General features: G+C 57.7%; 24 protein-coding genes. 16 read left to right on the plus strand and 8 right to left on the minus strand.

What is annotated here, in order from left to right; genetic code table 11:
• The first annotated feature begins 21 nt into the window (after positions 1–21).
• The 10 genes from accB (at position 22) to C7H08_RS08485 (ending at position 10,358) form a co-directional block, all read left to right on the plus strand.
• Positions 22–483 (plus strand): acetyl-CoA carboxylase biotin carboxyl carrier protein, encoded by a 462-nt coding sequence (gene accB / locus C7H08_RS08440; protein WP_106671289.1) that lies wholly within the window; start codon positions 22–24, stop codon positions 481–483.
• 18 nt (positions 484–501) lie between these two features.
• Positions 502–1,848: an acetyl-CoA carboxylase biotin carboxylase subunit gene (gene accC, locus C7H08_RS08445; protein ID WP_106671556.1), complete on the plus strand. Its 1,347-nt coding sequence runs from the start codon at positions 502–504 to the stop codon at positions 1,846–1,848.
• Positions 1,849–1,850: 2 nt separating this feature from the next.
• Positions 1,851–2,747 (plus strand): 50S ribosomal protein L11 methyltransferase, encoded by an 897-nt coding sequence (prmA, locus tag C7H08_RS08450; RefSeq protein WP_106671290.1) that lies wholly within the window; start codon positions 1,851–1,853, stop codon positions 2,745–2,747.
• A gap of 84 nt (positions 2,748–2,831) precedes the next feature.
• Positions 2,832–4,046 (plus strand): DUF3426 domain-containing protein, encoded by a 1,215-nt coding sequence (locus C7H08_RS08455; RefSeq protein ID WP_106671291.1) that lies wholly within the window; start codon positions 2,832–2,834, stop codon positions 4,044–4,046.
• 201 nt (positions 4,047–4,247) lie between these two features.
• Positions 4,248–5,246: a tRNA dihydrouridine synthase DusB gene (gene dusB / locus C7H08_RS08460; RefSeq protein WP_106671292.1), complete on the plus strand. Its 999-nt coding sequence runs from the start codon at positions 4,248–4,250 to the stop codon at positions 5,244–5,246.
• Positions 5,243–5,560: a DNA-binding transcriptional regulator Fis gene (fis, locus tag C7H08_RS08465; RefSeq protein ID WP_106671293.1), complete on the plus strand. Its 318-nt coding sequence runs from the start codon at positions 5,243–5,245 to the stop codon at positions 5,558–5,560. Before dusB ends, fis begins: the two co-directional genes overlap by 4 nt.
• Before the next feature lie 101 nt (positions 5,561–5,661).
• Positions 5,662–7,242, plus strand: coding sequence for a bifunctional phosphoribosylaminoimidazolecarboxamide formyltransferase/IMP cyclohydrolase (gene purH / locus C7H08_RS08470; protein ID WP_106671294.1), 1,581 nt, complete (start codon positions 5,662–5,664; stop codon positions 7,240–7,242).
• 22 nt (positions 7,243–7,264) lie between these two features.
• Positions 7,265–8,551 (plus strand): phosphoribosylamine--glycine ligase, encoded by a 1,287-nt coding sequence (gene purD, locus C7H08_RS08475; RefSeq protein WP_106671295.1) that lies wholly within the window; start codon positions 7,265–7,267, stop codon positions 8,549–8,551.
• A 105-nt stretch (positions 8,552–8,656) separates the two neighbouring features.
• A complete protein-coding gene (locus C7H08_RS08480) occupies positions 8,657–9,592 on the plus strand; it encodes an alpha/beta fold hydrolase (protein WP_106671296.1) in 936 nt (311 codons plus the stop codon).
• A 124-nt stretch (positions 9,593–9,716) separates the two neighbouring features.
• Positions 9,717–10,358, plus strand: a complete 642-nt coding sequence (locus tag C7H08_RS08485) for a methyltransferase (protein WP_106671297.1) — start codon at positions 9,717–9,719, stop codon at positions 10,356–10,358.
• Here the strand turns inward: C7H08_RS08485 and senA are convergent.
• Together senA and C7H08_RS08495 are read right to left on the minus strand one after the other, a co-directional pair.
• Entirely contained in the window at positions 10,347–11,684 is a 1,338-nt protein-coding gene (senA, locus tag C7H08_RS08490) for a selenoneine synthase SenA (protein WP_227663157.1), read from the minus strand. The two genes, C7H08_RS08485 and senA, sit on opposite strands and share 12 nt — an antisense overlap.
• Positions 11,685–11,848: 164 nt before the next feature.
• Positions 11,849–13,678, minus strand: coding sequence for an SLC13 family permease (locus tag C7H08_RS08495; protein ID WP_106671557.1), 1,830 nt, complete (start codon positions 13,676–13,678; stop codon positions 11,849–11,851).
• Between the two features lie 272 nt (positions 13,679–13,950).
• Between C7H08_RS08495 and C7H08_RS08500 the strand changes: the two genes are divergently transcribed.
• Together C7H08_RS08500 and C7H08_RS08505 are read left to right on the plus strand one after the other, a co-directional pair.
• Positions 13,951–15,327, plus strand: a complete 1,377-nt coding sequence (locus tag C7H08_RS08500) for a sigma-54-dependent transcriptional regulator (RefSeq protein WP_106671299.1) — start codon at positions 13,951–13,953, stop codon at positions 15,325–15,327.
• A complete protein-coding gene (locus C7H08_RS08505) occupies positions 15,324–16,409 on the plus strand; it encodes a transporter (protein ID WP_106671300.1) in 1,086 nt (361 codons plus the stop codon). The genes C7H08_RS08500 and C7H08_RS08505 overlap by 4 nt, the downstream gene beginning before the upstream one ends.
• Positions 16,410–16,427: 18 nt before the next feature.
• Here C7H08_RS08505 and C7H08_RS08510 read toward each other — a convergent pair whose 3' ends face one another.
• The 5 genes from C7H08_RS08510 to C7H08_RS08530 all read right to left on the minus strand — a co-directional run bounded on the left by C7H08_RS08510 (position 16,428) and on the right by C7H08_RS08530 (position 21,134).
• Positions 16,428–16,898 carry a hypothetical protein gene (locus C7H08_RS08510; protein WP_227663159.1) on the minus strand — a complete coding sequence of 157 codons (471 nt, stop codon included), beginning with the start codon at positions 16,896–16,898 and terminating at the stop codon, positions 16,428–16,430.
• Between the two features lie 29 nt (positions 16,899–16,927).
• On the minus strand, positions 16,928–17,638 hold the full coding sequence (locus C7H08_RS08515) for a C39 family peptidase (RefSeq protein WP_106671301.1): 711 nt from the start codon (positions 17,636–17,638) through the stop codon (positions 16,928–16,930).
• A gap of 12 nt (positions 17,639–17,650) precedes the next feature.
• Positions 17,651–18,001 carry a hypothetical protein gene (locus C7H08_RS08520; protein ID WP_227663160.1) on the minus strand — a complete coding sequence of 117 codons (351 nt, stop codon included), beginning with the start codon at positions 17,999–18,001 and terminating at the stop codon, positions 17,651–17,653.
• 54 nt (positions 18,002–18,055) lie between these two features.
• Positions 18,056–19,159, minus strand: coding sequence for a hypothetical protein (locus C7H08_RS08525; protein ID WP_106671302.1), 1,104 nt, complete (start codon positions 19,157–19,159; stop codon positions 18,056–18,058).
• A 385-nt stretch (positions 19,160–19,544) separates the two neighbouring features.
• Entirely contained in the window at positions 19,545–21,134 is a 1,590-nt protein-coding gene (locus C7H08_RS08530; protein WP_106671303.1) for an isocitrate lyase, read from the minus strand.
• A 312-nt stretch (positions 21,135–21,446) separates the two neighbouring features.
• Here C7H08_RS08530 and C7H08_RS08535 point away from each other — a divergent pair, with 312 nt between their 5' ends.
• Genes C7H08_RS08535 through C7H08_RS08545 form a run of 3 tightly spaced genes read left to right on the plus strand, consistent with a single transcriptional unit; the run spans position 21,447 to position 23,683 of the window.
• Positions 21,447–22,934, plus strand: a complete 1,488-nt coding sequence (locus tag C7H08_RS08535; RefSeq protein WP_106671304.1) for a DUF1538 domain-containing protein — start codon at positions 21,447–21,449, stop codon at positions 22,932–22,934.
• Positions 22,931–23,281, plus strand: coding sequence for a transcriptional regulator (locus tag C7H08_RS08540; RefSeq protein ID WP_106671305.1), 351 nt, complete (start codon positions 22,931–22,933; stop codon positions 23,279–23,281). Before C7H08_RS08535 ends, C7H08_RS08540 begins: the two co-directional genes overlap by 4 nt.
• A gap of 12 nt (positions 23,282–23,293) precedes the next feature.
• A complete protein-coding gene (locus C7H08_RS08545; protein ID WP_106671306.1) occupies positions 23,294–23,683 on the plus strand; it encodes a CBS domain-containing protein in 390 nt (129 codons plus the stop codon).
• 12 nt (positions 23,684–23,695) lie between these two features.
• Here the strand turns inward: C7H08_RS08545 and C7H08_RS08550 are convergent, their stop codons facing one another.
• The gene (locus C7H08_RS08550) at positions 23,696–25,642 is read right to left on the minus strand and encodes a CASTOR/POLLUX-related putative ion channel (RefSeq protein WP_106671307.1); all 1,947 of its coding nucleotides are present in this window, start codon (positions 25,640–25,642) and stop codon (positions 23,696–23,698) included.
• 75 nt (positions 25,643–25,717) lie between these two features.
• On the opposite strand from C7H08_RS08550, the gene C7H08_RS08555 reads away from it, so the two are divergent.
• Complete coding sequence (locus tag C7H08_RS08555) at positions 25,718–26,956, plus strand: hypothetical protein (protein ID WP_106671308.1); 1,239 nt, start codon at positions 25,718–25,720, stop codon at positions 26,954–26,956.
• Position 26,957 lies beyond the last annotated feature (1 nt).

Genomic DNA, 26,957 nt, shown 5'->3' on the forward strand with positions numbered 1-26,957 from the left:
GACAACGGGACTGGAATAGCTATGGATATTCGCAAGATCAAAAAACTGATTGAACTGCTCGAGGAATCAGACGTCGAGGAGCTGGAGATTCATGAGGGAGACGACTCCGTTCGCATCTCCCGCCGTCGTGAACAGGTTGCTGCGCCCGCCCATTACATGGGCCATTACTCGGCACCGGCTCCGCAAGCACCGGCAACGGCAGCCGAGGCGTCGCCCGCCGATGCACCCGCCGCGCCACCCGCCATTAACGGTCATGCCGTCAAATCGCCCATGGTCGGCACCTTCTACCGGTCGCCATCACCCAGCGCCGCCGCCTTTATCGAGGTTGGTCAGAAGGTGAATGCGGGCGAAGTCATCTGCATAGTTGAAGCAATGAAGATGATGAACCAGATCGAGGCAGACAAAGCCGGCACCGTCACCGAAATTCTGGTCGAAAATGGCCAGCCGGTGGAGTTTGACCAGCCCCTGGTCGTCATTTCCTGAATTCGGTGATTGGTAACCATGGCTATGTTAGAAAAAGTTCTGATCGCAAACCGCGGTGAAATCGCCCTGCGCATACTCCGTGCCTGCAAAGAGCTGGGCATCAAGACAGTGGCAATTCACTCTCAGGTCGACCGCGACCTGATGCACGTTCGGCTGGCTGACGAAACCGTCTGTATCGGCCCGAACAGCCCGACTGAAAGCTACCTGAACATCCCCGCTATCATCAGCGCGGCGGAAGTGACAGATTCCGTCGGCATTCATCCGGGTTACGGCTTTCTGGCCGAGAACGCAGATTTTGCCGAGCAGGTCGAGAAAAGCGGCTTCCGCTTTATCGGCCCCCGGGCAGAAACCATTCGCCTGATGGGCAACAAAGTGTCCGCCATCGAAGCCATGAAAAAGGCTGGCGTCCCGACGGTGCCCGGCTCTGACGGTCCATTGACCGAAGACGACGAGCGCAACCTGATGCTGGCCCGCCAAATCGGTTACCCGGTGATGATCAAGGCGGCCTCTGGTGGCGGTGGTCGGGGCATGCAGGTAGTACACTCCGAAGCTGCACTGCTCAAGGCTGTCCAGATCACCCAGACCGAAGCCAAGAATGCCTTTGGCGATCCGACCGTGTACCTGGAGAAGTTCCTTGAAACCCCACGCCATGTGGAGGTTCAGGTGCTGGCCGACATGCACGGCAACGTAATTCACCTGGGTGACCGGGACTGCTCCATGCAGCGTCGCAACCAAAAGGTGATCGAAGAAGCACCGGCCCCGAACGTCAACGCGGAATCCCGGGCGCGCACGCTCAAGGCCTGCATCGATGCCTGCAAGGAAATCGGCTATGTGGGCGCCGGTACCTTCGAGTTCCTGTACCAGGACGGCGAGTTCTATTTCATCGAAATGAACACCCGGGTACAGGTAGAGCACCCGGTGTCCGAAATGGTGACCGGCGTCGATATCGTCCGCGAACAGCTGCGAATTGCCAGTGGCCTGCCGTTGCAATACAGCCAGGACGAAATCCACATATCCGGTCACGCCATCGAATGCCGGATCAATGCCGAAGACCCGCAAACCTTCGTACCCAGCCCGGGCAAAGTCAAACACTTCCATGCCCCTGGCGGTAATGGCATCCGTGTCGATTCCCACCTGTACAGCGGCTATACCGTGCCACCGTATTACGATTCCCTGGTGGCGAAACTGATCACCTGGGGCGACGACCGGGAAATCGCCCGCCGACGCATGAAGAACGCGCTGGATGAAATGGTGGTCGAGGGCATCAAGACCAATCAACCCCTGCACCGAAAACTGGTACGCGATGGCGGCTTTAAACAGGTAGACTTCACCATCCACTACCTCGAGAAACTGATGCGGGATTAATCATGCCCTGGATACAACTCCAGATACCAGCTGATCCGGACACTGCGGATCAGCTGGAAGACTTATTAATGGAAATGGGCTCAGACGCTGTGTCCATGGAAGATGCGGCCGACCAGCCCCTATACGAACCCGATCCCGGCACTACACCTCTGTGGAGCCAGACCACTGTCACCGGGTTGTTCCAGTCTGACCGCGATATAGAGCAGCTTTGTTCGGATATTCGCGACGCCTGGCACCAACAGACCCAACAGTCTCTGACCGACATAGACGTCACTCTGGTCGAAGACAAGGATTGGGAACGGGCCTGGATGGACGACTTCCACCCACTGCGGTTTGGCGAACGCCTGTGGATTGTGCCCAGCTGGTGCGATGCTCCCGACCCTGACGCCGCCAACTTGATGCTGGACCCTGGCCTGGCCTTTGGCACCGGCACCCACCCGACCACCGCCCTGTGCCTGCAATGGCTGGACGGTCAGAATGTGGCCGGCAAACAGATCATCGACTACGGTTGCGGCTCCGGTATTCTCGGTCTCGCGGCTCTGCTGCTGGGTGCCGACCACGTTATCGGTGTCGACACCGACCCCCAGGCCCTGGAAGCCAGTCGTGATAACGCCCGCCGTAACGGCGTCGACGACCGCCGGCTGGACCTGTACTTACCCGGTAACGACCCGGATACCCGGGCCGACATCATGCTCGCCAACATTCTGGCCCAACCGCTGATTGGCCTGGCTCCCAGACTCGCCGAACTCACCGCGCCTGGTGGCAGCCTGGTGCTGTCCGGCATCCTGTCCTATCAGGCACGGGAAGTGATGGCGGCTTACGAGCCCTGGTTCCTGATGGACGAGCCTGAGCAGAAAGAAGACTGGATACGCCTCACAGGACGACGCAAGGACGGATGACGAGTACCGTGTTTACGACTAAACTGCCTCATCCCTAACGATCGCACCCCGATCGATCAGCGATCAAGCTTTCAGGAACGAAGCATGACCCAAAGCAGCCTGCAGACCCAATGCCCCAATTGCGAGACCCGCTTCCGGGTAACTGACGAGCAACTCAGTATCGCCGGCGGCAAAGTGCGGTGTGGCAGCTGCATGAAAGTGTTCAACGCGGTTGAGCACCAGGTCATCAAAACCGATCGTGATTCAACCTCGGGCGAATCGACACCCAAAGAGCACACAACACCAAGTGGCGCCAGCCCGGCGCCCGGCTCAGATCCCGGAACCGATGAAGAGGATTTTGTCTTCGCAGACAACCCTGAAGAGGATGCCGCGGAAGGCCGCTATGCCGGAACCAGTCTCACGTTCTCAGAGGACGAGCTGAGTGACAGTTTCCGTGGGGTCGCCGAATCGGAAAGATCCGACTATCACGACGATGACCCAACATCGGAAAAGCACGCCGTTGATGAAAGCTGGGCCGAGGCCATGCTCTCGGACGATCACCCGAAGCGACCCCCTGAAGGGCCGGAGGCAGGCGAGCCATCGCCTCAACCACCAAAACCACAACCGCCCCAGGAAGAGCCCGCGGGTTTGCAGCCTGAACCGGTCCGTCCGGATGATGAGCAAACTGCCGCCTCAGCCAGTGAGCTTACGCTTGCCGCGACAGAAGATGACCGGCCAGCCGGTGCGCCAGAACCTCGGCCCCGACAACACCAGCCGAGCGATACTCTGTACCGGGATTTGCGCCGGGACCCGGTATCGGTCGGCAATGGCAAAAGCCGCCTGCGCACGGCACTGTGGACACTGGTTGTTCTGGCTCTGCTGGGCGCCCTGGTTGCCCAGGTGACCTGGTTCCAGTTCGATCGCCTCTCCGCCATTCCCCAGTTGCGGCCATTCTATGAAAAGGGCTGTGAGCTGGCAGGGTGTCAACTCAAACCCTTGATCAACGTCGACGCGATTCAAAGCCGGAAACTGGTCGTCCGCACCGACCCGGAAAATCGCAACCAGCTGATTGTCGATGCGGTCATCATCAACCGTGCCGGATTTGTGCAACCGTTCCCGGCCATAGCGCTGACCTTTTCAAACCTCAACGGTGACGTTGTAGCCCAAAGCACTTTCCTGCCCGAGGACTACCTCGCCGGTGACGCCGAAACGATGGACACCATGCCGTCAGAGACACCCGTCAGAATTGCCATCAGCATTCGTGACCCCGGTCGCGATGCGGTCAACTACAATCTGAACTTCCGGCCCTGGACACCCTGACGCCAGTCGGCGGCCACGGCTGAGCGCGCAAAAGTCAACCAGAAAGCACGAAAAATAATCAATTTTTTCAGCCATTCTCCCCTTCAATCGAGCCGTCCCCGGCGGTATCATTACCGCCCTTCGGGAGCTGGGGGCGGTTATTAATTGAACAACCAACCCGCACCGAACCTTGCTTAACTCGCTGTGACACGGACTCAGATCATGCTGCCGACGGCAAAAATCGGGCCGTACACCTTGCCCAACCCGCTTATTGTTGCGCCCATGGCCGGCGTAACAGATCGTCCGTTCCGGCTGTTATGCCGGCGAATGGGAGCAGGCCTGGCAGTGTCAGAGATGGTGATAGCGGACAGCAAGCTCTGGCATACGCGAAAATCCCGCACCCGCATGAATCATCAGGGTGAGCCGGAACCCCGCTCGGTACAGATAGCCGGTGGTGATCCGCAGATGCTGGCGGACGCGGCCCGGCAGAATGCCGAGTTTGGTGCTCAGATTATCGACATCAACATGGGGTGCCCGGCTAAAAAGGTGTGCAACAAAGCCGCCGGCTCGGCCCTGATGAAAGACGAGGAGCTGGTACGGGAAATACTGGAAGCCGTGGTTAACGCGGTAGACATCCCGGTCACTCTGAAAATGCGCACCGGCTGGGATCGCGACCACCGCAACGCAACCGTGATTGCCCGCATGGCGGAAGATGCCGGCATACAGGCTATCGCAGTGCATGGGCGCACTCGCGCAGACAAGTACAACGGTGATGCGGAGTACGACACCATCGCCGAGGTGAAGGCCAGTGTCGGCATTCCAGTGTTCGCCAACGGCGATATTACCAGCCCGGAAAAGGCCCGACAGGTGCTGGAACACACCGGCGCTGATGGCTTGCTGATCGGCCGTGGTGCCCAGGGCCGGCCCTGGATCTTCCGGGAAATCCTGCATTACCTGCAGACCGGACAGTACCTGCCGGCACCACCTTTGAACGAGGTCGAGCAGATACTGACGGAACACCTGGCCGAGCTGCACAGCTTCTACGGTGAAAAAATGGGCGTGCGTATCGCCAGAAAGCATGTGGGCTGGTATCTCCAGTCTCACGACCAGAGTAAACAGTTCCGCCAACGCTTCAACGCGATTGAAGACGCGCTGGAGCAGAAAGACCGCATCGAACAGTATTTTTCAGGCTTACGAAATGGAGAGGTATTCGCAGCATGACCGCTGAGACTTTGGCAAACGACAACCTGAGCACACCAGCTAACGATGATCTACATCAGTTGCACACGGTGAACAACAGCGGCAACAGTGTCACTCTGCGCGACAGCGTGGAAGTTGCTCTCAAGAACTATTTTGCGCAACTGGATGGCGCACCGGTCTCTGACGTGTACCAGCTGGTACTGTCAGAGGTCGAAGCGCCACTGTTGGAGCAGGTGATGCGATACACCCGCAACAACCAGACCAAGGCATCCACCATGCTTGGCCTGAATCGCGGCACCCTGCGCAAGAAACTCAAGCAGTATGGTCTGCTATAATCAGACTCGTCCCTGAAGGGCCTCCCGGATGCGTTCGCGAGGCCCTTGCTCTTTATACCCAGGCTACATCCGGCTTATCTGACCAGCGAAGAAAGTGACCCATGGCAAATCAGGCTAATACCCCCGTCCGTCGCGCTCTGATCAGCGTGAGTGATAAAACCGGCATCGTCGAGTTTGGCCGTGCCCTGACCGAACGCGGCATTGAACTGCTTTCCACCGGCGGAACCTTCCGTCTGTTGCAGCAAAACCAGGTTCCCGTCACCGAGGTTTCCGACTACACCGGTTTTCCGGAAATGATGGACGGCCGGGTCAAAACCCTGCACCCGAAGATCCACGGCGGCATTCTTGGCCGGCGCGGCATCGATGACACCATTATGAGCGAGCACGACATCAACCCCATCGACATGGTGGTGGTGAACCTGTACCCGTTCGAAGACACCGTCGCCAATCCCGACTGCGATCTGGCCACTGCCATTGAAAACATCGACATCGGTGGCCCCACCATGGTTCGTGCGGCCGCCAAGAACCACAACGATGTCGCCATTGTGGTCAATGCCTCCGACTACAGCCGGGTCTTGAAAGAACTGAAAGACAACGACGGCCAGCTGACCTACAGCACTCGTTTCGACCTGGCAGTCAAAGCCTTTGAACACACCGCGGGTTACGACGGCGCCATCGCCAATTACCTGGGCGGCCGCACCCCGGACAACGACAATGCCGACTTCCCGCGTACTTTCAATGTTCAGTTCGTGAAGGTTCAGGACATGCGTTACGGTGAGAACCCGCACCAGCGCGCCGCCTTCTATGCCGAACGCTATCCTCGCGAAGCCTGCGTGGCCACCGCAAAGCAGCTGCAGGGTAAGGAACTGAGCTACAACAACGTCGCCGACACCGATGCCGCCCTGGAATGCGTGAAGCCGTTTGCCGATCCGGCCTGCGTTATCGTCAAGCACGCTAACCCCTGTGGCGTGGCCATCGGTGCCGACATCCTGCAAGCCTATGAACTGGCGTTCGCGACCGATCCCACCTCAGCCTTTGGCGGCATCATCGCCTTCAATCGTGAGCTGGATGCGCAAACGGCCCAGGCCATCGTTGACCGTCAGTTTGTGGAAGTGATTATCGCCCCCAGCATCGCGTCAGAGGCGGTCGACATCGTCGCTGCCAAGAAAAACGTGCGCCTGCTGGCCTGCGGCGACTTCGATGGTGAGCGCGCCCAGACCATGGACTACAAGCGCGTGACCGGCGGCCTGCTGGTGCAGGATCGCGATCTCGGCATGGTCGCCATGGAAGACGTGAAAGTGGTCACCCTGCGCCAACCCACCGAGCAGGAACTGAACGACCTTCTGTTCGCCTGGGAAGTGGCCAAGTACGTCAAATCCAACGCCATCGTTTACGCCAAAGCTGGCCGCACTATCGGTGTGGGCGCCGGCCAGATGAGCCGGGTCTACAGCGCCAAAATCGCCGGCATCAAGGCCGCCGACGAAGGCCTGGAAGTGAAAGGATCCGTGATGTCCTCGGATGCCTTCTTCCCGTTCCGGGATGGCATTGACGCTGCGGCGGCAGCCGGCATCACCGCGGTGATCCAGCCAGGTGGCTCCATGCGCGACCAGGAAGTGATCGACGCGGCCAACGAGCACGGCATTGCCATGGTCTTCACCGGCATGCGCCACTTCCGTCACTGATCAAATAATTCAGGAGCTCAGCATGAACATTCTGGTTATCGGCAGTGGCGGCCGTGAACACGCCCTGGCCTGGAAAGCGGCCCAATCACCGCGGGCGGATAAAGTCTTTGTGGCCCCGGGTAATGCCGGCACCGCCCGCGAGCCCGGGCTGGAAAACGTCGACTTGGACGTGATGGATCTGGACGGCCTGGCCAATTTCGCCGAACAGAACAACGTCGGCCTGACCATCGTCGGCCCGGAAGCCCCGCTGGTGGCCGGTGTGGTCGACAAATTCGAAGCGCGCGGCCTGCGCATCTTCGGCCCCAGCGCCGGTGCCGCCCAGCTGGAAGGCTCCAAAGCCTTCACCAAGGACTTCCTGGCCCGCCAGCAGATCCCGACCGCCGACTACGCCAACTTCACCGACGTTGATCAGGCCCTGGCTTACGTACGAGATAAAGGCGCACCGATTGTGGTCAAGGCCGATGGCCTGGCCGCCGGCAAAGGCGTGATCGTGGCGATGACGTTGGCAGAAGCCGAAGACGCCATCCGCGACATGCTGGCAGGCAACGCGTTTGGTGAGGCCGGCAGCCGCGTCGTGGTCGAGGAATTCCTGGATGGTGAAGAAGCCTCCTTCATCGTCATGGTGGATGGCGAGAACGTTCTGGCCATGGCCACCTCCCAAGATCACAAACGGGTGGGCGACGGCGATACCGGCCCCAACACCGGCGGCATGGGTGCCTACTCCCCGGCTCCGGTAGTCACCGCCGACGTGCACCAGCGCATTATGGATGAGGTGATTTACCCCACCGTCAACGGCATGGCGGCCGAAGGCCACCCGTACAAGGGTTTCCTTTACGCCGGCCTGATGATCGACACCGATGGTTCCCCCAAGGTCATCGAATTCAATTGCCGCTTCGGTGATCCGGAAACCCAACCGATCATGCTGCGCATGAGGTCGGACATGGTGGAGCTGTGCCAGGCCGCTGTGGATGGCAAGCTGGACCAGTGTAATTCCGAGTGGGACGAGCGTGCTTCCGTGGGCATTGTACTGGCCGCCGGCGGTTATCCCGCCAGCTATAACAAGGGCGATGTCATTTCCGGCCTTCCGGAGGCTGACGTGGATGGCGAGAAAGTATTCCACGCCGGCACCAGCCTGACAGACGGTCAGGTCGTGACCAATGGCGGCCGCGTACTCTGCGCCACCGCGTTGGGCAACACCGTCACCGAGGCCCAGCAAAGGGCCTACGCGCTGGCTGAAAAGATCGAATGGCAGGGTGCCTTCTATCGCAACGACATTGCCTACCGAGCCATTGCCCGCGAACAGGGCTGAATTTTTGTCATAGCTCGACAACATCGTCAGCCCGGTCATTGACCGGGCTTTTTTCTGGGGTAGTGTTAGCCCCTTAACAATATCCATAACGAAAAGGAGTTCCGTGTGCAGCGCACCCCCGTCAGCATTTTCCTTCTGTTGGTCACCACGCTGTTGGTCAGCGCCTGTTCCAAGCAGGGCATCTACGAAAGCGCCATTGGCTGGGAACGCTCCAGTGCAGGACTGGAAACCGCACAGCTAACGGTGGGAGAACTCGACATCGCCTACCTCCGCAGCAAAGACACCGTCGACGGCGACACCGTGGTGCTGATTCATGGCTTTGGTGCCAACAAGGACAACTGGACCCGATTGGCCAAGGAGCTCAAAGGCGAATTCAATATCTACGCCTTCGATCTGCCCGGCCACGGCGACAGCAGTAAACCGCTGGACATCGGCTACCGCTTTGAGGATCAGGTGCGCTACCTGAATCAGATCTTTGCCGAACTGGGCATTACCAGGGCCCACATGATGGGCAATTCCATGGGTGGTGCCATCACCGCACTTTACGCGGCTAAGCACCCGGACCAGATTCGATCGGCGGTGCTGTTCGACCCGGCCGGCATCTTTGAGTACGAAAGCGAGTTGGTGGATCTGGTTCTTGACGGCGAGAACCCCCTGATTCCGAAAAAACAAGGCGACTTTGATCGTTTGCTCGACTTTGCCCTCGAGAAGCGGCCTTTCGTGCCCTGGCCAATCTTCGAGGTCATGGAAAAAAACGCCATCTCCAACCGCGAGGTCAACGAAACCATCTTTGCCGCCATCCGGGACACCGGCTTCGAGCCGGATTTCCGCAACGCCATCGTCAATATTGAAGCACCGGTACTGGTAGTCTGGGGCAAACTCGACCGGGTCATCAATTACCGCAATGCCGATGTGTTCGTCGAAGCTATTCCCAACGCCCGCAAGGTCATCCTCGACGACATCGGTCATGCCCCGATGGTCGAAGCTCCGGATCAATCCGCGCAGCTGTTCCGGGACTTTTTGCAAGAACCGCCGCACTGAACCCACCGGCCCATACATTCCCGTATCGAAAACCGGTACCCTAGGGGCTGCGTCCAGCTGCACTCCCAGTACCGGCTCCTATCGGCCAGAACGGGGTGCTCACCACTCCCGACGAAGGCCTGACATGTTCGATCTTGAAGAAATGACCCGCGGCAGCATGACCCAGATGACCTCGCTGCATGAGCAGCGACTGGATTTTGTGGCGCGCACTCTGCGCAGCCGTGGTGCCCGAACGGTTCTGGACCTCGGCTGCGGGTCCGGCTCGTTGCTGTTCCGGCTGGCCGGAAACGCGGAATTCGAGCGGATTGTCGGCCTTGAGCAGTCCGGCGTATCCATCCGCCAGGCCCGGTTGAACCTGGAAAGCTGGATACAAGCCAGCCCCGACCGCATTCGTCTGGTGACCGGTTCCTACAGCGAAGCGCAACCCGAACTCATCGGCTTCGACGTCGCCGCCATGGTTGAAACCATAGAACACGTTAATCCGTCAGAGCTGTCGAAAGTCGAACTCGCGGTGTTTGGCGGTATGCGCCCGACGTTCCTGTTCATGACCACCCCTAACCGCGAATATAACCCGCTGTTCGACCTTGCCCCCGGGGAGTTTCGCGAGGAAGACCATAAATTCGAGTGGGATCGCATGAAGTTCCGCCAGTGGGCCAGCGGTGTCGCCAAACGAAACGGCTACAGCGTCAGCTTTGGCGGCATCGGCGATCTGCACCCGGATGTTGGCTACCCGACACAGACCGCCGCCTTTGAGTTAATCGCTTAACGCGCAGGTCCGGAAGCCGGTGTAGACGTCATTACGCAGCGGCAGATAGGCCTGCCGGTAGGTGCCCCGGATCAGATTGGACGAGGTGGCACAGCTGCCACCCTTGCTGACCTTGTGATCACCAAACTGCAGGGTGGACATAAACGGATACATATCCACCTTGAAGCCGTCATAGGGCAGAAACTGACTGCTGGTCCACTCCCACACCGACCCCAGCATCTGCCGACAACCGAACGGACTGTCACCGGCCGGATAATCCCAGACCGGATTCCGCGCCAGGGCGCGAGCGTTCATATCCACCCGGACTGAATCCGGGGCCTCGTTGCCCCAGGGATAGCGCCGAAAGGCCTCACCGGGCTTGTTGCCAAGCGCCGCCACTTCCCACTCGTGCTCCGTCGGCAACCGTCGCCCTGCCCAGTTGCACCAGGCCTCGGCTTCCCAATAGCTGACGTGAGTCACCGGCGCATCCGGCGCCAGCGACAACCACTGATCAAACACCCGCTCCTGCCACTGCTTTTCGTGCCAGCGCCAATACAATGGGTGCCCGGGCAGGCGCATCATCGACTCATGCGCGCCATGCACCAACGCCACATCCACCTCGGTGTCCAGCCACTTGCGACCACCAAACGACCACAACTCCGGCCGCTGATAGCCGCCATCGTCGACAAACGCCTGAAATTCCCGATTGCTCACCGCCGTCCGGCTGATCGAAAACGCCTCAAGCGCCACCTCAAAACGGGGTTTCTCGCAATCAAAGGCAAAGTCCTCGGCGGCATAAGCCGACGACTCCCCGGGCATACCGATCAGCCAACGACCGGCCGGAATACGGGCATCACCCGCCACCTTGTCACCGGGCGCCGGCCGATCACCTTTGAAATCCGCCGGCGCCGGGTAGCCCACCGTCTGCCGACACCAGATCAGCGACTCGATGTGCATGTTCTGGTGGAAAATGGCATAACGGTAGAGATACAGCTCCCGATTGGTCAGTTCGTTACTCTGAATGCGCTCGGCGACACGGTCATAGATGGTATTGAAGTAGCTGAGCGTCTCCTCACGGCCGGGAAACAGATCCCGCCGCCAGCGATCGCGATGTTCGACATGAAACGAGTCCCACAGATCGTCCATGGAAGGATCGTAACTGGCCGTGCCATCCAGCAGGTTAAACACGAAGACTTCGTAGAAGAACGCTGAATGCCCCATTTCCCAAAGCGGCGGGTTCACCCCGGGATGGTACGGCACGTTTAGCTCTGCTTCTGACAGCGAATCGATTAACTGCACCGTTCGCGCTCTGGCCAACTCTAGTTCATCAAGAAGTTGTGACTTCATATCTTCAGCTACCATAAACCAGAACCTCGGAGATCGGCATCCCATACCATCCGGTGCAGTGCGAGAGCAGGTAAGGGAAAGCCTTTCCAAAACACGCTCATCAGACACCATGCTAGCTTTCAACCATAACAAAGAAAACCGCCGAAGTACTGACCGACCATCGATCAGCCCCACACCCACAGAATCATCGGCACGCCGACCACCGTCACCACCACCGACAACGGCAAACCCAGACGCCAGTAATCCCCGAAGCGATAGCCCCCCGGCTCCATCACCAGGGCGTTGGACTGATGACCGATCGGCGTCAGGAAGGCGCAGGATGCCCCCACCGCAACCGCCATCAACACCGCATCCGAGGCCAATCCAAGCTGGGCGGAAATGCCCAAAGCAATGGGGGCCACCAGAATTGCGGCCGCAGCGTTGTTAACCACATTTGACAGCAACATGGTGCCCACCAGAATAATGGTCACCGCCACCCAGGCCGCTTGGCCTTGGGCAATCGCCAATATCTGGTCGGCAATCAGCGCCGCACCGCCGGTCTTTTCCAGTGCCTGACCCACCGGAATCATTGCTGCCAGCAAAACAATCACCGACCAATCAATGGCCCGGTAGGCCTCGCCGGTATCCATCAAACGCACCAGCACCATGGCCACCGCGCAGGCGACCAGTGCTACCGGGGGCGTCAGCAAGCCAGACACAATCAGCACGATGGCAGCGATAAACAGACCACCCGCCAGCCATAAATTGTTTTGCTTGCCCAGGGTCAAACCCCTTTCGGCCAGCGGCAGACAACCCAGGGTTTGCAGGGTCGTCAGTAGGCTGTCTTCATGGCCTTGCACCAGCAAAATATCCCCGGAACGGAAGCGGATTTCGGCCAGCCGGCGCTTCAATCGCTGGCCCTGGCGGGCTATTGCCACGATGTTCAGCCCGTAATGCTCCCGCAAATTCAACCGGTTTGCCGAGCGCCCGATCAAACGGGACGACGGTGCAATCACCGCTTCAGTTAACCGGACATCGCCCGTGGTCACATGATCTTCGGCACCTTCAGCAGGTTGACCAGAACCCGGTTGCTCGCCATCGCCGGCCGTATCTTCCTCTTCCTCGCTGACGGCGGTAGCCAGAACCAGCCCGGTTTGATCGACAAACTCCTGCAGGCTCTCCGTATCGGCCTCCACTAAAAGCACATCGCCCTCCCGAAGCACACTGAAGGTCGACGGTGCGGGCGACGTCTTTTCATCCCGGATCAGCGCCAACACCACAAGGTTTTTATCGGTATCGCCCGGTGTCAGCAGATTATGCAGTGTGCTGCCCGCATAAGCGGACCCCTCCGGCACTTTCAACTCGGTCACGTACTCGCCCACGCTGAACAGCTTGCCGTCACCGGCCGGATCGTCCCGTTTGGGCGTTATGCGCCAGCCAACCAGACCGATAAAGGCAAGGCCCGCAGCCGTGATCGCCAGGCCCACCGGCGCAAAATCAAACAGGCCAAATGAGCCGCCTTCCCGGTAGCTGGCAATGATAATGTTGGGGGGTGTGCCGATCAGCGTGATGGTGCCGCCCAGCAACGAGCCGAACGCCAGTGGCATCAGCAGTAACGACGGTGAGCGGCCAGACTCCCGGGACATCCAGATGGCCACCGGCATCAGCAGGGCAAGGGCGCCGACGTTGTTAATGAAACCGGAGCACAGGGCCACCACCAGGGTCAGCGTGATCACCTGAAGCATCGCGTTGCGCCCCACTTTGCCGAGTAGGCGAGCAACCGCATCCACCACACCGCCATTGACCAGACCCTGGCTGATCACCAGCACCGCAGCCACGGTGATTACAGCCGGGTGGCCGAAACCGGCAAACAATTGATCGGATTCAACCAGCCCGGTGAGCGCCACCGCCAGCAAAGCCAGCATGGCAACAACGTCAAACCTCAGGCGGTTCCAGACAAACAACGCGAGCGTAAGCCCCAGTATAAGAAACACAATCCATTGATCAGAAAGCATGTAACCAATCCATTCCTCGGCCAGTGATGTCAACTTTCCTTACAGATCCGGCGGCGACCTGTTTCATCCAGGTCGGCAACCGCCTGTATTTTCAGCTCCTGGCCCAGCTGGTACAGAATCTGCTTGATGCACCTTCAGGGATTCAAACTGCCGGCCTCAGCGCAGCGGGCAGGCACAGGGCCGTGGACGACTATAGCAGTTCCCGCAGTACTTCCCACAAGACTCCCAACGGAAAAGCAGTCGGTTGTTCAGCACTTTGCCGGAGCAAGGTTATGGAACAGAAACGACCGCTCGTCTTGTTGTCAGCGGATTCAGCCATGGGCGCAGGCGCCCTGTCAGTTTGCCCGGAGTGGCAGCTAGCCAGAATCAACGCGCTGGAATCCCCTACCGGACTGCCGCCAGAATGGGACGAAAAACCTGTGGGCATCTGTACGCTCACCGCCAAGGACCTTCCCCATCTGGAGCAGATCCGCAATTGGCTTGAATGCCTGCCCGTTGCCAGCTGGCTGGCCTTGACGCATCGCGCGCAACTGAGCCATCCTGAAGTGTGCCGATTGATTCAGCATTACTGCCACGACTATCACACGCTCCCCGTTGATCAGAATCGCCTCAACAGCAGCCTCGGGCATATGTTGGGCATGTCCAGGCTCGGCAGCAGCCTGCCTGAAAGCCATTCCGCCAGCTATCAACGCTATGTGATGGGAGGTCAATCACCGGCAATCAGGCGGGCGAGAAGCCTGCTCCGTCGATTCGCAGCCACCAGTGAACCTATTCTGATCTGTGGTGAAAGCGGCACCGGCAAAGAAGCTGCAGCGCGTTTCGCCCACCAGCACTCCAGCCGCCGTCATCAACCGCTGATTACGGTTAACTGTGCCGCCCTCCCCGCCTCGCTGATCCACAGCGAACTGTTTGGCCATCAGCGCGGCGCCTTTACCCATGCCCTGCAGGCCCGCAAGGGACGCATAGAGGCCGCCGACGGCGGCACTCTGGTACTTTCCGGTGCCGACGAGCTCAGTCTTGAACAGCAATCAGCCATGCTCAGATTTCTGCAAGAAGGACAAATAGAGCCCGTGGGTGCCAGCCATCCGATCCGCGTGGACGTCCGGGTTATCGCCATCAGTGGCAAGCCGCTGGAGTACAGTGTTAACCAGGGCACTTTTCGTAGTGATGTATTTTATCGTCTGGGCAACCTGTCGGTCACCATGCCGCCATTGACGAATCGCCTCGAAGACCTGCCTTATTTGGCTCAGTGCATCGTCGATGCCTGTGGCAAAAAGTCGTGGCGGCCTGGCAAAAACACCCTGATTGCCATGGCCCGGCACCCCTGGCCGGGTAACTTGAGAGAATTGCAGAACCGTCTTCATCAGGGCCTGGTGATGACGCAGACACCTCCGCTTCAACCCGAAGACCTGGGACTGCCACCGGCCTTGCTCGTACCTTCAGATGACCGATTCAGCCTGGAAGCCTTCCGGGCCCGCGCTGACGAAGAGGCCATCGCCGTCAGCCTGGCCCTGACCCGCCAGAACCTGTCGGCGGCCGCGCGCCTGCTGAAAATCTCACGGGTCTCATTCTACCGCCTGCTTGCAAAACACAAACTGCCGCTCCCCAACCATCTTCACGCCGGCTCAGAAAAAGGAAACACGCCATGAAACCACTCGCGTTTGCAGCATTCACTATCGCTCTGATTCCTTTGGCCCACGCCGAGCCGCCGACTCCGGATTTTCCTGCCAGGAGCACGGACATAGGCAAAAACCAGCAGGACAAAACCAACACTGAAGACCGCTCCCACGATGCAGCTACGGACATTGCATCCATTACCGCAGACCGCGGCATCGTCACCCGGCCTGGCCGCTTTACTATCGAGCCGTCCTTTTCCCACGCTCACAGCAATGCAACAGCGGTCGCGGTGGAAGGTTACACGGTGATACCTGCCCTACTCATCGGGCTGATCAATATTTCGGAAATCCAACGTGATATTCTCGTCGGCGCGCTGTCACTCAAGTACGGTTTGACCAGCAAACTCGAAGCTGCGGTCCGCGTCCCCTACCTCAACATCAATGAGGACCTGAGAGAACGTGAGGTTTTTTCGGGGACACCGGTAGACACTCTGCGCGAGTCATCCGGTGAAGGTCTCGGTGATGTTGAACTCTCGGTTCGTTACCAGTTAAACGATGGCCTCGGCGGCTGGCCTTACGTTATTGGCGCCATGCGGGTGAAAGCGCCAACCGGAGAAGGCCCGTATGATGTCGAGCGACGGGTGATCGAGAACGATGACGGTAATCCCATCGGAGTCGAACTCGGTGATCGCCCCACGGGTTCCGGTTTCTGGGCATTCGAACCAGGCCTTTCATTCATCTACCCGACGGACCCCGCCGTGCTGTTCGGAAACCTGAGCTACGTCTGGACTCTCAAAGAGGAGCAGGGCTTTGAAAATGGCGGTACGGTCGACCCCGGCGACATTGTCCGTTTCGGCTTCGGAATGGGGTTTGCCTTCAACGAGCGCACCTCGTTCAGCCTGGGTTATGACCACTCGATCATCCGCAAAACAACGTTCGAACATAATAACGATCTGTTTGCCTCCAACTTTGACCGCATTCAGATCGGGTCACTATCGTTCGGCTTGTCACAACGCCTGACCCGGTCCACCAGTCTGAGCCTGACCGTGAGCGTCGGGGTTACCGAAAACGCATCCAACAGTGAAATTACGTTGAAGCTTCCGATCAGCCTTTAGGAAGGAATCGAAGGGTCATCAGCGACCCAGCAACTGGACAAGCTGATCACTGAACCGTCCCGGGAACTGATTCCCGGCGGCACCCAGATTGCTCAGCTCAATGTTCAATTGATGCATATTCTGTATCACCGTGCTATCGAGGTTATTCTGAATAACCGTCATCCAGCCGTTAGGCCCGGCCATGTTACTGGATACCCGCGCGCCGCCACTCCGGTTGGCGCTGATAACCTCGATGACCGTTTCGGTATGGTGGTTCACCACGCGATCCCTGATGGCCTGGTTAAGATTGGGAATGGTCAAACGATTGATCACCATGGTGTCACCGTTAATACCAACAATCTGCTCCAGACCAATGCTGATCTCCAGATTATCCATCAGGAAACCACCCCGGTACTCAGACAGCTCCGGATCACTCAGAGGTTCGACACCAAGCCTCAGTTCTGCCTGGACAGACGGCGCTATGGTTGCAAATGAAATGGCTAATAACACTATAGCTGGCATCCGGATCATCATGATCTTCACCATTCCCTTGTAGAGGGCCAGTAGGGCAGTGTATGGCCAAGAGACGGCCCTCCCAGGTCTTTCTGTATCGGCGCCCTGGCCACCTGGGGCCAATGCCCCTCGCCGAGAAAGGCGTCTCGCCCCTGTTGAAGGTGGCTGCGAATAACAAAGGCGGTACCGTTCCAGTATTCGCTGAATTGGGCGTAGGAATAAACTTTCAGCCCCCGTGCCGGATCTCCCACCAGAACCTCGTCATCACTGATTCCCTTGATCAGGACAAAATGCTGGAAACCATCAATATTCAACAACACAATGGTGGGTAAGCGCACCTTCTCCTTGAGGCCGGTCAACGGCATGCGGAAACCATCGGCCTGGTAACCTCTGGCCTCCAGGTAGTGCTTCATATCGAGCATGGAGAAACCTTCCTGGCGCACCTTGTCTTCGTCCGCCAGGGCAAGCATTTCGATGAAGACATCATGCTCTGTTACCTGATCTTCGTAGTGAAAGGACAACAGCGAAGCAATCGCTGCAGAACCGCAACTGAAGTCGTATTGCTGGCGTATGACACTGTCGAAGCGCCGGCTCTCGAAACTGGTTACCTGTAGCCGGAAATCGCCGCCAATACCCGGCACCATGACCGAGCCAGCAAAAGCGAAAGGGCCAATAAATGCAGTGGACCATAGCAGCCCGGCACTCGCGCAGATCGCAACAAGAGCCTTTCTGGCCATGGTCCACCTCCGTTAATGATTAATCAGTATGTTGATTTGGGTACTGTCCTGAATGACTACCTGGTTACCGGTGTTCTGGATAACCGTGGCAACCCCACTCATGTTGCCGAACGCGTTATCGGAAATATGGTTGTCACCCGTGACAACAGTACCCGACAGCAGGTTATCGGACACATTCGCATTTTGCTGGTTATCGTTAACCTGCCACTGCATCGAGATTCCCTGGCGACCGCTTGAATCCGAAAGCTGATCGGCCGACAGTATTTCGGCATCCAGCCACTCTTCGGCTGATACCCATCCCGTTGCTCCAAGCATTAACGCCAGCAAGGTAGCCTTCAGTTTCCATCTGATGACGCAACCCATGGCAGTTCTCCCGGAATAACCGGGCCGCACCCGTTAAGGCGCGGCCAGGACTCCTTACTGGGTGCCGCCACCGCTGCCGGTGGTCAGGTTGGACATTACACTGACATTAGCCTGTGTAACGCTGCCATTGCCGGCATTCTGGGCAAATGCCCCGACACCAGTGAAGTTCGCTGAGCCACCGGAGATTTCGTTGCTGTTACGAACCTCGGTGTAAGAACCGTCAGCGTTGACACTGCCGTAGGTGGTTGAAGTACCCGATACAGAGGCGTTCAGCTCAGCGTTATTCATGAACACATCCATGTCCAACGACGAGGAACTGTTATCGGAACTGTCGTTATTACTGTCAGCGGTATTGTAGGAGTCATTCACGCTGTTATCCGAGTTATCGTTTCCGCTATCGTTGGTGGAGTTATCGGAGTTATCGTTACCACTGTCGTTAGTGGAACTATCCGAGTTATCGTTTTGGCTGTCCGCCAAATCAGTGGAACTATCCGAGTTGTCGTTTCCGCTATCGTTAGTGGAGTTGTCGGAGTTATCGTTACCACTGTTGTTAGTGGAGCTATCGGAGCTATCGTTCTGGCTGTCCGCCAGAGTGCTCGAACTGTCCGAATTATCGGAGTTATCGGTCTGTGCGGTGTTACCGCTGTCGTTGGTGCTGTTATTTGACGCGTCAGAGTTATCCGAGTTGTCGGTCTGTGCAGTGTTACCACTGTCATTGGTGCTGTTGTTCGCGTTGTCAGTCTGTGCGGTGTTACCGCTGTCATTAGTACTGTTATTCGAGTTGTCGGTCTGCGCGGTGTTACCGCTGTCGTTGGTGCTGTTGTTCGAGGCGTCAGAGTTATCCGAGTTGTCGGTCTGCGCGGTGTTACCACTGTCATTGGTGCTGTTGTTCGAGGCGTCAGAGTTATCCGAGTTGTCGGTCTGCGCGGTGTTACCACTGTCATTGGTGCTGTTGTTCGAAGCGTCAGAGTTATCGGAGCTATCGGTAGAGTTGTCGTTACCAGAATCCGCGTTGCCGGAGTAATTGGTATTGGCGGCGGAGTTATCGTTGGCGTTAGTGTTCGGGTCACCATCACCACCCTGTTGGGCGATTGCATAACCGGAAACACCCATGCTCATGGCAATGGCAGCTGCTAGCAGACTTTTTTTGGTATTCATAATGTCACATCCTTTGAGGTAATTGGCTTTTGAGGGATCCGACCCAACCCGCTGGCTATCGGGTAAGCCAAGGCTCAGACCCGCCTGATGACAGGAGCGATTACCGTGCCAACACGGACAGCCCCGCCATACCATCATGAAAATCCTCAAGATTTTTCCAAAAAAAACACTCAAAGCGTGATCCGAATCACATCAACCTGTTTCAAATTTGAAACAGCAAAGAATGACGACAGGTACCAAATACCCCATTAACTCTTTTTAATCAGTGAGATAAGAAACATTCGCCAGTGTTAAAAACAAAAACCCCGCACAGCCGGAGCCATGCGGGGTTTTCTGTGGTCAGTAAGCGCCGGAGCCCTTACTGGAACATCATGATGTCAGTCGATTAGAACTGGTTCATGGTGTTGTCTTTACCACCAGCCTTCAGAGCTGCTTCGCCAGCGAAGAACTCTTTATGGTCGTCGCCGATGTTAGAACCAGCCATATCCTGGTGCTTAACGGTCGCGATACCCTGACGGATTTCCTTGCGCTGAACACCCGCAACGTAAGCCAGCATGCCTTCGTCGCCGAAGTAGCCTTTGGCCAGGTTGTCGGTAGACAGAGCGGCCGTGTGGTAAGTCGGCAGAGTGATCAGGTGGTGGAACACGCCTGCTTCACGGGCTGCGTCACGCTGGAAGTTGGCAGTCCACTCGTCAGCCAGTTTGCCCAGTTCAGTTTCGTCGTACTCGGCGTTCATCAGAGCAGCGCGGTCGTAGGCAGATACGTCTTTGCCTTCTTCCTTCATTGCATCGAATACCTGCTGACGGAAGTTCAGGGTCCAGTTGAAGGACGGGCTGTTGTTGTAAACCAGCTTGGCGTCGGGCACCACTTCCTTGATGCGGTTAACCATGGCAGCAATCTGACCAACGTGCGGCTTCTCGGTTTCGATCCACAGCATGTCAGCGCCGTTCTGCAGGCTGGTGATACAGTCCAGAACAACACGGTCTTCGCCAGAGCCTTCTTTGAAGCAGAACAGGCCAGAGGCCAGACGCTTCGGCTTCAGCAGCTTGCCGTTGGACTTGACCACAACGTCACCGTTCTCAATCTGGGAAGCATCGTCGATGTACTCGCCGTCCAGGAAGGCGTTGTACTGGTCGCCCAGGTCACCCGGCTCGTTGGTTACTGCGATCTGCTTGGTCAGGCCAGCACCCAGGGAGTCAGTACGGGCGACGATCACGCCGTCGTCCACACCCAGTTCCAGGAACGCCAGACGAACTGCGTTGATCTTGGACAGGAAGTCAGCGTGGGGAACGGTCACTTTTCCGTCCTGGTGGCCACACTGCTTCTCGTCAGAAACCTGGTTTTCAATCTGGATACAGCAAGCACCGGCTTCGATCATCTGCTTGGCCAGCAGGTAGGTCGCTTCGGCGTTACCGAAACCAGCGTCGATGTCGGCAATGATCGGCACAACGTGAGTTTCGTGGCTATCGATCTGCTTGATCAGCTCAGCAGCCTTGGCGTTGTCGCCGGCTTCTTCAGCTTCTTCCAGGGCGCGGAACAGGTGGTTCAGTTCCCATGCGTCGGCCTGGCGCAGGAAAGTGTACAGCTCTTCGATCAGACCAGAAACAGCCGTCTTCTCGTGCATGGACTGGTCAGGCAGAGGACCGAACTCGGAACGCAGAGCGGCAACCATCCAGCCAGACAGGTACAGGTAGCTGCGCTTGGTGGTACCGAAGTGCTTCTTGATGGAGATCAGCTTCTGCTGGCCGATAAAACCGTGCCAGCAACCCAGAGACTGGGTGTACTTGGAAGTGTCAGCATCGTACGCAGCCATGTCTTCACGCATGATTTTGGCGGTGTACTTGGCAATGTCCAGACCAGTCTTGAATTTGTTCTGGGCGCGCATGCGAGCAGCGTGCTTCGGGTTGATGGCATTCCAGGTCGGGTTCTGCTTCAGGATGGAAGCGACTTGGTCGATGTCTTGTGAGTAGGGCATGTTCTCTATCCTTTCTACGTTAGTGTTCAAAAGGTGCGGAAACGCTGCTGCCTGGCAGCATCCGAAGCCAACTGCCTGCTCAGACGACCGGGCAGGAGATGACGTTGGGCGTTACTTTAGTGCCTTAGAATTTATAATTGAAATTTATATGGTGTATTTTCGGCATTTTTTGTGTGAATACCAAAAGCGTCGCCAGTGACAGGCTTTGGAGATTCTTGCTCCCGGTCATTTTCGGCGCACGGCAACATGCTATGATTCAACCACTTGATTAATATCACGGGCGCCCCGGCCCATGGGTAACAGAGGTATTCAGTGTTCTACATCCGCGCTTTCGGCCACTCGTTGCTGCACGCCCTGAAAAATCTGTTGCCGATTGTGGTCGTGGTGGTGTTTTTCCAGCTGGTGGTGTTGCAGCAGGTTCCCGAAAATACTCTGAGCATGGCCATTGGCCTGCTGATCGTCGCGGTGGGCGTGGCGCTGTTCCTTCAGGGCCTGGAACTGAGTATTTTTCCGGTCGGCAAGAGCCTGTCGAACCAGTTTGCCAAGAAAGGGTCAGTGCCCATCTTACTCTCTTTTGGCTTCGCCATGGGCTTTTCCGCCGTAGTGGCCGAGCCGGCACTGATTGCGGTAGCCCAGCAGGCCCAAGATATCAGCGAAGGCAAGATCGACGCCCTTACCCTTCGCTTGCTGGTCGCCACCTCGGTCGGCGTGGTCATTGCACTCGGAGTGTTCCGGACCATCATCGGCTATCCGCTGCACTGGTTCATGATCATTGGCTACCTGACCGTGGTGATCGTCACTTGGTTTGCCCCGGAAGAAATCATCGGCCTGGCCTACGATTCCGGCGGGGTCACCACCAACATTGTCACAGTCCCGCTGATTGCCGCCCTCGGCATTGGCCTGGCCGCGTCCATTCGTGGCCGCAACCCGCTGACCGATGGTTTTGGCCTGGTGGCGCTGGCCGTCATGGTGCCGATGATTACCGTGCAGCTTTACGGAATTGTGGTTTACAGTGGCGGGGTCTCGGACGATGCCTCGATGCTGACCCACCATGATGACAGCGAGGCCATATCCGGCGCATTGAAAATGCTGCTGGAACTGGCCGAAATGATAAGAGATGTGCTGCCCATTATCCTGACCATTCTGTTTTTCCAGTACATTGTACTGAAGCGCGGCTTGTCCAATCCGCCCAAAATCCTGTTCGGCTTTGTGCTGGTCATTTTCGGTCTGTACGCCTTCGTGGTGGGCCTGAAAATGGGGCTGTTCCCGATCGGCACCAGCATGGCGGAACAGCTGATCGAATTGGAGCGGTTCGGCTTCATCTATCTGTTCGCCTTCATGATCGGGTTTGCCACTACCATGGCCGAACCCGCCTTGCTGGCGGTCGGCAAACAAGCCGAAGAAGCCGCCTCCGGGCGCATCAACGGCAATACCATCCGGCTGCTGGTTGCCCTCGGTGTCGCCATCGGCATCAGCATTGGTGTGCACCGGATCATTGTCGGTGGCTCCATGCACTATTACATCATGGGCGGCTACACAGTGGTGATTATCCTCACCGCACTGGCGCCCAAATATATCGTTGCCCTGGCCTATGACTTGGGCGGGGTCACCACATCGGAGGTTACCGTACCTCTGGTGACCGCGCTGGGCATTGGCCTGGCCACCAACATCGAGGGCCGTAACATCCTGATTGACGGCTTCGGCCTGATTGCTTTCGCTTCTATCTTTCCTATTGTTACCGTGATGCTTTACGCCATTGTCATGCAATGGCGGGCAGACCGCAGAGAGGTGCACCCATGAAATTTTCCGTTCTCGTTGCCATTGTTCCGGAAGAGCAGGAACAGGAATGCATCGATGCCGCCCGCGATCTTGGTGCCGGCGGCATTACCGTCCTGTCTGGCCGTGGCATCAGCAACACCGCCAAAAAGACATTCTTCGGCCTCACCTACGATGGCAGCCAGAGCGTGCTGGTGATGGTGCTCGAAAAAGGCCTGTCACTGCAGGTTCTGAAAGCCATCCAGCATCTGCTGATGCCGAAAGAAAACGATTCCCAGGGACTGGTGTTCACGCTGCCGCTGGAACATCTGGGCGGCATTGACATGTCCCAGTTCGAGAAATTTGAACAGCACTTGAAAGACAACTTCTGAGGAGCTTCACGCATGAAACTGGTCAAAGACGTGATGGTTAGCAATGTGGTTTGTGTGTCGCCCTTCGCCAAGCTAAGGGAAGCCCTGAGCCTGATGAAGATGCACAATGTGAAATCCCTGGTGGTCGAAAAGCAGCACCCTAACGATGCCTACGGGCTGATCACCTACACCAACGTTCTGAAAACGGTGATTGCCGAGCAAGGCGATATCGATCTTCTGAACGTGTACGACGCCTGCGCGAAACCAGCACTCGCTGTCGGCAAAAGCCTGGGGGTGCGACAGGTGGCCGCCCTGATGACCGAACACCGGGTCAAGCGCATTCTGGTGCTGGAGGACAACGACCTGCTGGGCTTTGTCACCATGGACGACATCATGGCGGTGCTGCTCGATCAGGTGGAATAACCCGACAACGGTTCAGCTACAACTGAGCACCACCAACCGGTCACCTTCTTTCAGATCAAGATACTGATCACGGGGCGGATTCATCCGCAAATGCCGGCCCCGTTCATCGGCAGTTGACCGGAACACGCCCAAGGCAATCTCGCCCCTGTCCGCGACAATTTTCTCCAGCAACTGAAAGTCGGCACTGGCCGGCAGCGGGTAGCCGTGGGGATCACGGAACTGGATCTCGCCACCACCCACAGTGAACAACTCATCCAGCACCACCCGGAGCTCCCGGCGCAGAGCCACCTGCGCCAGAACGTGGCTCAGGATCATCGGGCTGATCAGCATCTCGCTCTGGTGACCATACAGCAGGTGCCGGTTGTCGGGATCACTGAGCTCCATAATGATCTGCGGCCGGTGCAGTGACTCCGCCAGAATATCTTCCAGCTGCAAGTAACCCACCATAGCCCGGGCGTCGGCTTCTTCACCGGTGCCTATACGGTCACTGCTTAACAGCATCACGGTATCATAGCTGGCAGGATCCAGCTTTCTGAGATCCTCCTCCACCATGTAATCCGCCTCCAGCAAGCGGCCGTTAATTTTTTCCAGATCAACGCCGTAGCGGGCGATCTCCCGCTGGCGCTCCTCCAGCGGAATGGCAGACACCATGTCCAGCTCAAATTTGCGACCGCTGTAACTGCCGAACTCTGCAGACAGGCTCGGCACCCTGCGATTCCAGCCCAGTACGAGCACCCGATGGGTGCCGGGTTCATTACGCTTAAAAGACTGAGCCAACCCTCGCTCAATTCTGGCCAGCGGTTCGGCCTTCGGGTCTGGCCCGGTGTGCAGGTAATCTTTGGCGAGTAGCACTACCCTGTCTTCGTTCCGAATGATGGTGTCTGAAGGCGCCAGTAAATTCACCCTCCAACCTTTACTGGCAGCGGGCTGAAGCAACCCGAGAACAATCGCATGAGGTCGCTGGGTCGCTAGCTCCGCCAGCGTCAGACCCTCGGCAGTTTCACCTCCGCGCACAAATATTTCACTACCCTCACCGGCGGTCAGTAACTCGTTGTAGACCTCAGACAGGTTGGGGTGAAGCACGTTCTGCACCATCAGCCGGCTGATAGTGACATCGCCAGCCACTACTTCCACCGCGCCCGGATAAGCTCGCTCGATTACCGACAACTTTCGCATGTCCTGAATTTCGGCCACTACAAACGGCAGCGGTGCACTCAGTTGCCGGGCCTGGGCGGCAATCGACAACAGCGCTTTAACCGTTTCCACATCGGAGGTCACCAGACTGCCGGCATCGTAAACATGACTGGGCACAATCACCGCCGCTGCATCCAGGCAGGCCACCCGGTGCAAGGCATCAGGCTGAATCGCCGAACCGCTGCGCAAGATCACTTCACGAGCACGACTGCCCACGCCCGGCTCACTCATCAATTCATGGAGCTGCGCGGCGCTGGCCTCTTGCGCCAACACCACCAGCCGCAGTTTCTGGGTGTCGTGTTTTTCCAGAAAGCGCTGCATGCGCCCTGAAGATCCGAACAGCTCAGCCACCAGCGGCGGTGTCTGGGGTGTCCAGCCAAGAACCACGAAGTGATTCTTCAGGGTTACCGGTGTCAACCCACGCTCAAGCTCTGCCATCTTGGCAATCAGCCAGCGGGTCAGGATGGCCACCAGCGTGCCCATAAACACTACATAGCCCAGAATCGTCAGCAGGGTCGAGATGATTCGCTGCCATGTGCCGATATCATCACCCAGGTAGCCGGGATCGGTCAGGCGCAGGAATGCCCACCAGACTGCCGCACCCGGATCATCAAACTCACCACCCTGAGGCACCACCAGCAAACCGCCCACCAGGGAAATCAGCCCGATAAACAGCCCGACAACCAACAACTGAAAGCCGGCACCTTTAACCAGCTGGCGCTCCAGGATGAACTTCAGGCGATCAATAATGCGAAACGGCAGCATGAGGGTCCTTTTTTGCGAATAGTCAGTGTTGTTCCTAGGATAAAACAAAGCTCCACGGGAACGTGACCTCTGATCATGAATGAAACCAACCTACTTGCTGGCGGTTACCGCTGGATGGTCATCCTGCTTGCCGTCACCATGACAACGACAGCCGTGGCCAGCACTGCCCACCTTCCACAGCCCTGGCGCTCCGATGCGGTGGTTCTTGGCCGGGATGAAGCCTACAACACCGAGCGTTTTCTTCATGCATTGACCTTCCGACATCGCCGGATGTTGCCCTCGGCCACCGATAACGGCATTCGTGGCACCGCCGGCAGCGTCAGCAGCCGGCGACTTTTTTTCGATTTTCGGTTTCGGCAAGACTTTGATCTCCGTAAAGGCCATAACGGGTTCCTGCTCGATATTCAGCGGGGAGAGGACCTGGACGGCGCTTACCAACGGCAACTGGTGGGCTTTCGGCAAAATATAGGCAAGCGAACCGAAATCTGGCTGCAAGGCGATGTCTTTTCAGACAAGGCCGAATCCGACATTTACCTCAGTGCCCGTCATCACCTGACGGAACGCAACTGGCTACATGCCAGTTTGATTCTGCCGGACTACTACTTCAATAACAAAACCGATACCTCCGACCGCTTTGCCAGCGAGCCCCGGTCCTGGTTTCTACAATGGCACCGACAGGGCGACACGGAGACTGAGGGCACCACCCTTTCGGTCAACCTGTCGCCCGACTCCCGCTTTGCCAGCCAGTCACAGGCGCTGACGGTCAGCAACGACAGCCAGCGGGCCGCCATCACACACTGGCAAAGATCCGGCGACTGGCTGTTTGGCCTGCATCTCGAAGGCGAGCACACGCGCCGGAACTACTGGCTGCAGGAGCCTGATGGAGACGTGACAACCCGGTTTGAGCGAGATCATATTCAGGTCCGGGGCAAGGCAACCCTGACCAGCCATCGACTCTTGCCAACCGCCGGACTGGCCTGGCTACAACTGGATGAAACCGGGTTTTTCGGACGGGCGCTGAACGATCAGGGCGACATTCGGCGCCGGGAACCCACCGTGTTCGCGGAAGTTACGTTCAGCGCCACACCAAACACCACCGTAAGTCCTGGTGTTTATCTGAGCACGCCAGATATCCGGCAATCCTTCGCGCACGGTCGAGACCGCCGACACACCGGCTTTACCGGCAAGCTGACGCTGCCCATTGAAACCCGTCTATCGGCAACCCATCAGGCGGTGTTGACCCTGAACCCGACGTTCTATCTGCACAAACTCGGGTTTGGCGGAGGCAATCTGCAACTGCACTGGCCCTTATAGG

Source organism: Marinobacter halophilus (assembly GCF_003007685.1).
GTDB lineage: Bacteria > Pseudomonadota > Gammaproteobacteria > Pseudomonadales > Oleiphilaceae > Marinobacter > Marinobacter halophilus.

Coding starts and splice junctions, on each gene's coding strand:
- accB (WP_106671289.1), top strand. CDS start 22: ATGGATATTCGCAAGATCAAAAAACTGATTGAACTGCTCGAGGAATCA.
- accC (WP_106671556.1), top strand. CDS start 502: ATGGCTATGTTAGAAAAAGTTCTGATCGCAAACCGCGGTGAAATCGCC.
- prmA (WP_106671290.1), top strand. CDS start 1,851: ATGCCCTGGATACAACTCCAGATACCAGCTGATCCGGACACTGCGGAT.
- C7H08_RS08455 (WP_106671291.1), top strand. CDS start 2,832: ATGACCCAAAGCAGCCTGCAGACCCAATGCCCCAATTGCGAGACCCGC.
- dusB (WP_106671292.1), top strand. CDS start 4,248: ATGCTGCCGACGGCAAAAATCGGGCCGTACACCTTGCCCAACCCGCTT.
- fis (WP_106671293.1), top strand. CDS start 5,243: ATGACCGCTGAGACTTTGGCAAACGACAACCTGAGCACACCAGCTAAC.
- purH (WP_106671294.1), top strand. CDS start 5,662: ATGGCAAATCAGGCTAATACCCCCGTCCGTCGCGCTCTGATCAGCGTG.
- purD (WP_106671295.1), top strand. CDS start 7,265: ATGAACATTCTGGTTATCGGCAGTGGCGGCCGTGAACACGCCCTGGCC.
- C7H08_RS08485 (WP_106671297.1), top strand. CDS start 9,717: ATGTTCGATCTTGAAGAAATGACCCGCGGCAGCATGACCCAGATGACC.
- senA (WP_227663157.1), bottom strand. CDS start 11,684: ATGAAGTCACAACTTCTTGATGAACTAGAGTTGGCCAGAGCGCGAACG.
- C7H08_RS08495 (WP_106671557.1), bottom strand. CDS start 13,678: ATGCTTTCTGATCAATGGATTGTGTTTCTTATACTGGGGCTTACGCTC.
- C7H08_RS08500 (WP_106671299.1), top strand. CDS start 13,951: ATGGAACAGAAACGACCGCTCGTCTTGTTGTCAGCGGATTCAGCCATG.
- C7H08_RS08505 (WP_106671300.1), top strand. CDS start 15,324: ATGAAACCACTCGCGTTTGCAGCATTCACTATCGCTCTGATTCCTTTG.
- C7H08_RS08515 (WP_106671301.1), bottom strand. CDS start 17,638: ATGGCCAGAAAGGCTCTTGTTGCGATCTGCGCGAGTGCCGGGCTGCTA.
- C7H08_RS08520 (WP_227663160.1), bottom strand. CDS start 18,001: ATGGGTTGCGTCATCAGATGGAAACTGAAGGCTACCTTGCTGGCGTTA.
- C7H08_RS08525 (WP_106671302.1), bottom strand. CDS start 19,159: ATGAATACCAAAAAAAGTCTGCTAGCAGCTGCCATTGCCATGAGCATG.
- C7H08_RS08530 (WP_106671303.1), bottom strand. CDS start 21,134: ATGCCCTACTCACAAGACATCGACCAAGTCGCTTCCATCCTGAAGCAG.
- C7H08_RS08540 (WP_106671305.1), top strand. CDS start 22,931: ATGAAATTTTCCGTTCTCGTTGCCATTGTTCCGGAAGAGCAGGAACAG.
- C7H08_RS08545 (WP_106671306.1), top strand. CDS start 23,294: ATGAAACTGGTCAAAGACGTGATGGTTAGCAATGTGGTTTGTGTGTCG.
- C7H08_RS08550 (WP_106671307.1), bottom strand. CDS start 25,642: ATGCTGCCGTTTCGCATTATTGATCGCCTGAAGTTCATCCTGGAGCGC.
- C7H08_RS08555 (WP_106671308.1), top strand. CDS start 25,718: ATGAATGAAACCAACCTACTTGCTGGCGGTTACCGCTGGATGGTCATC.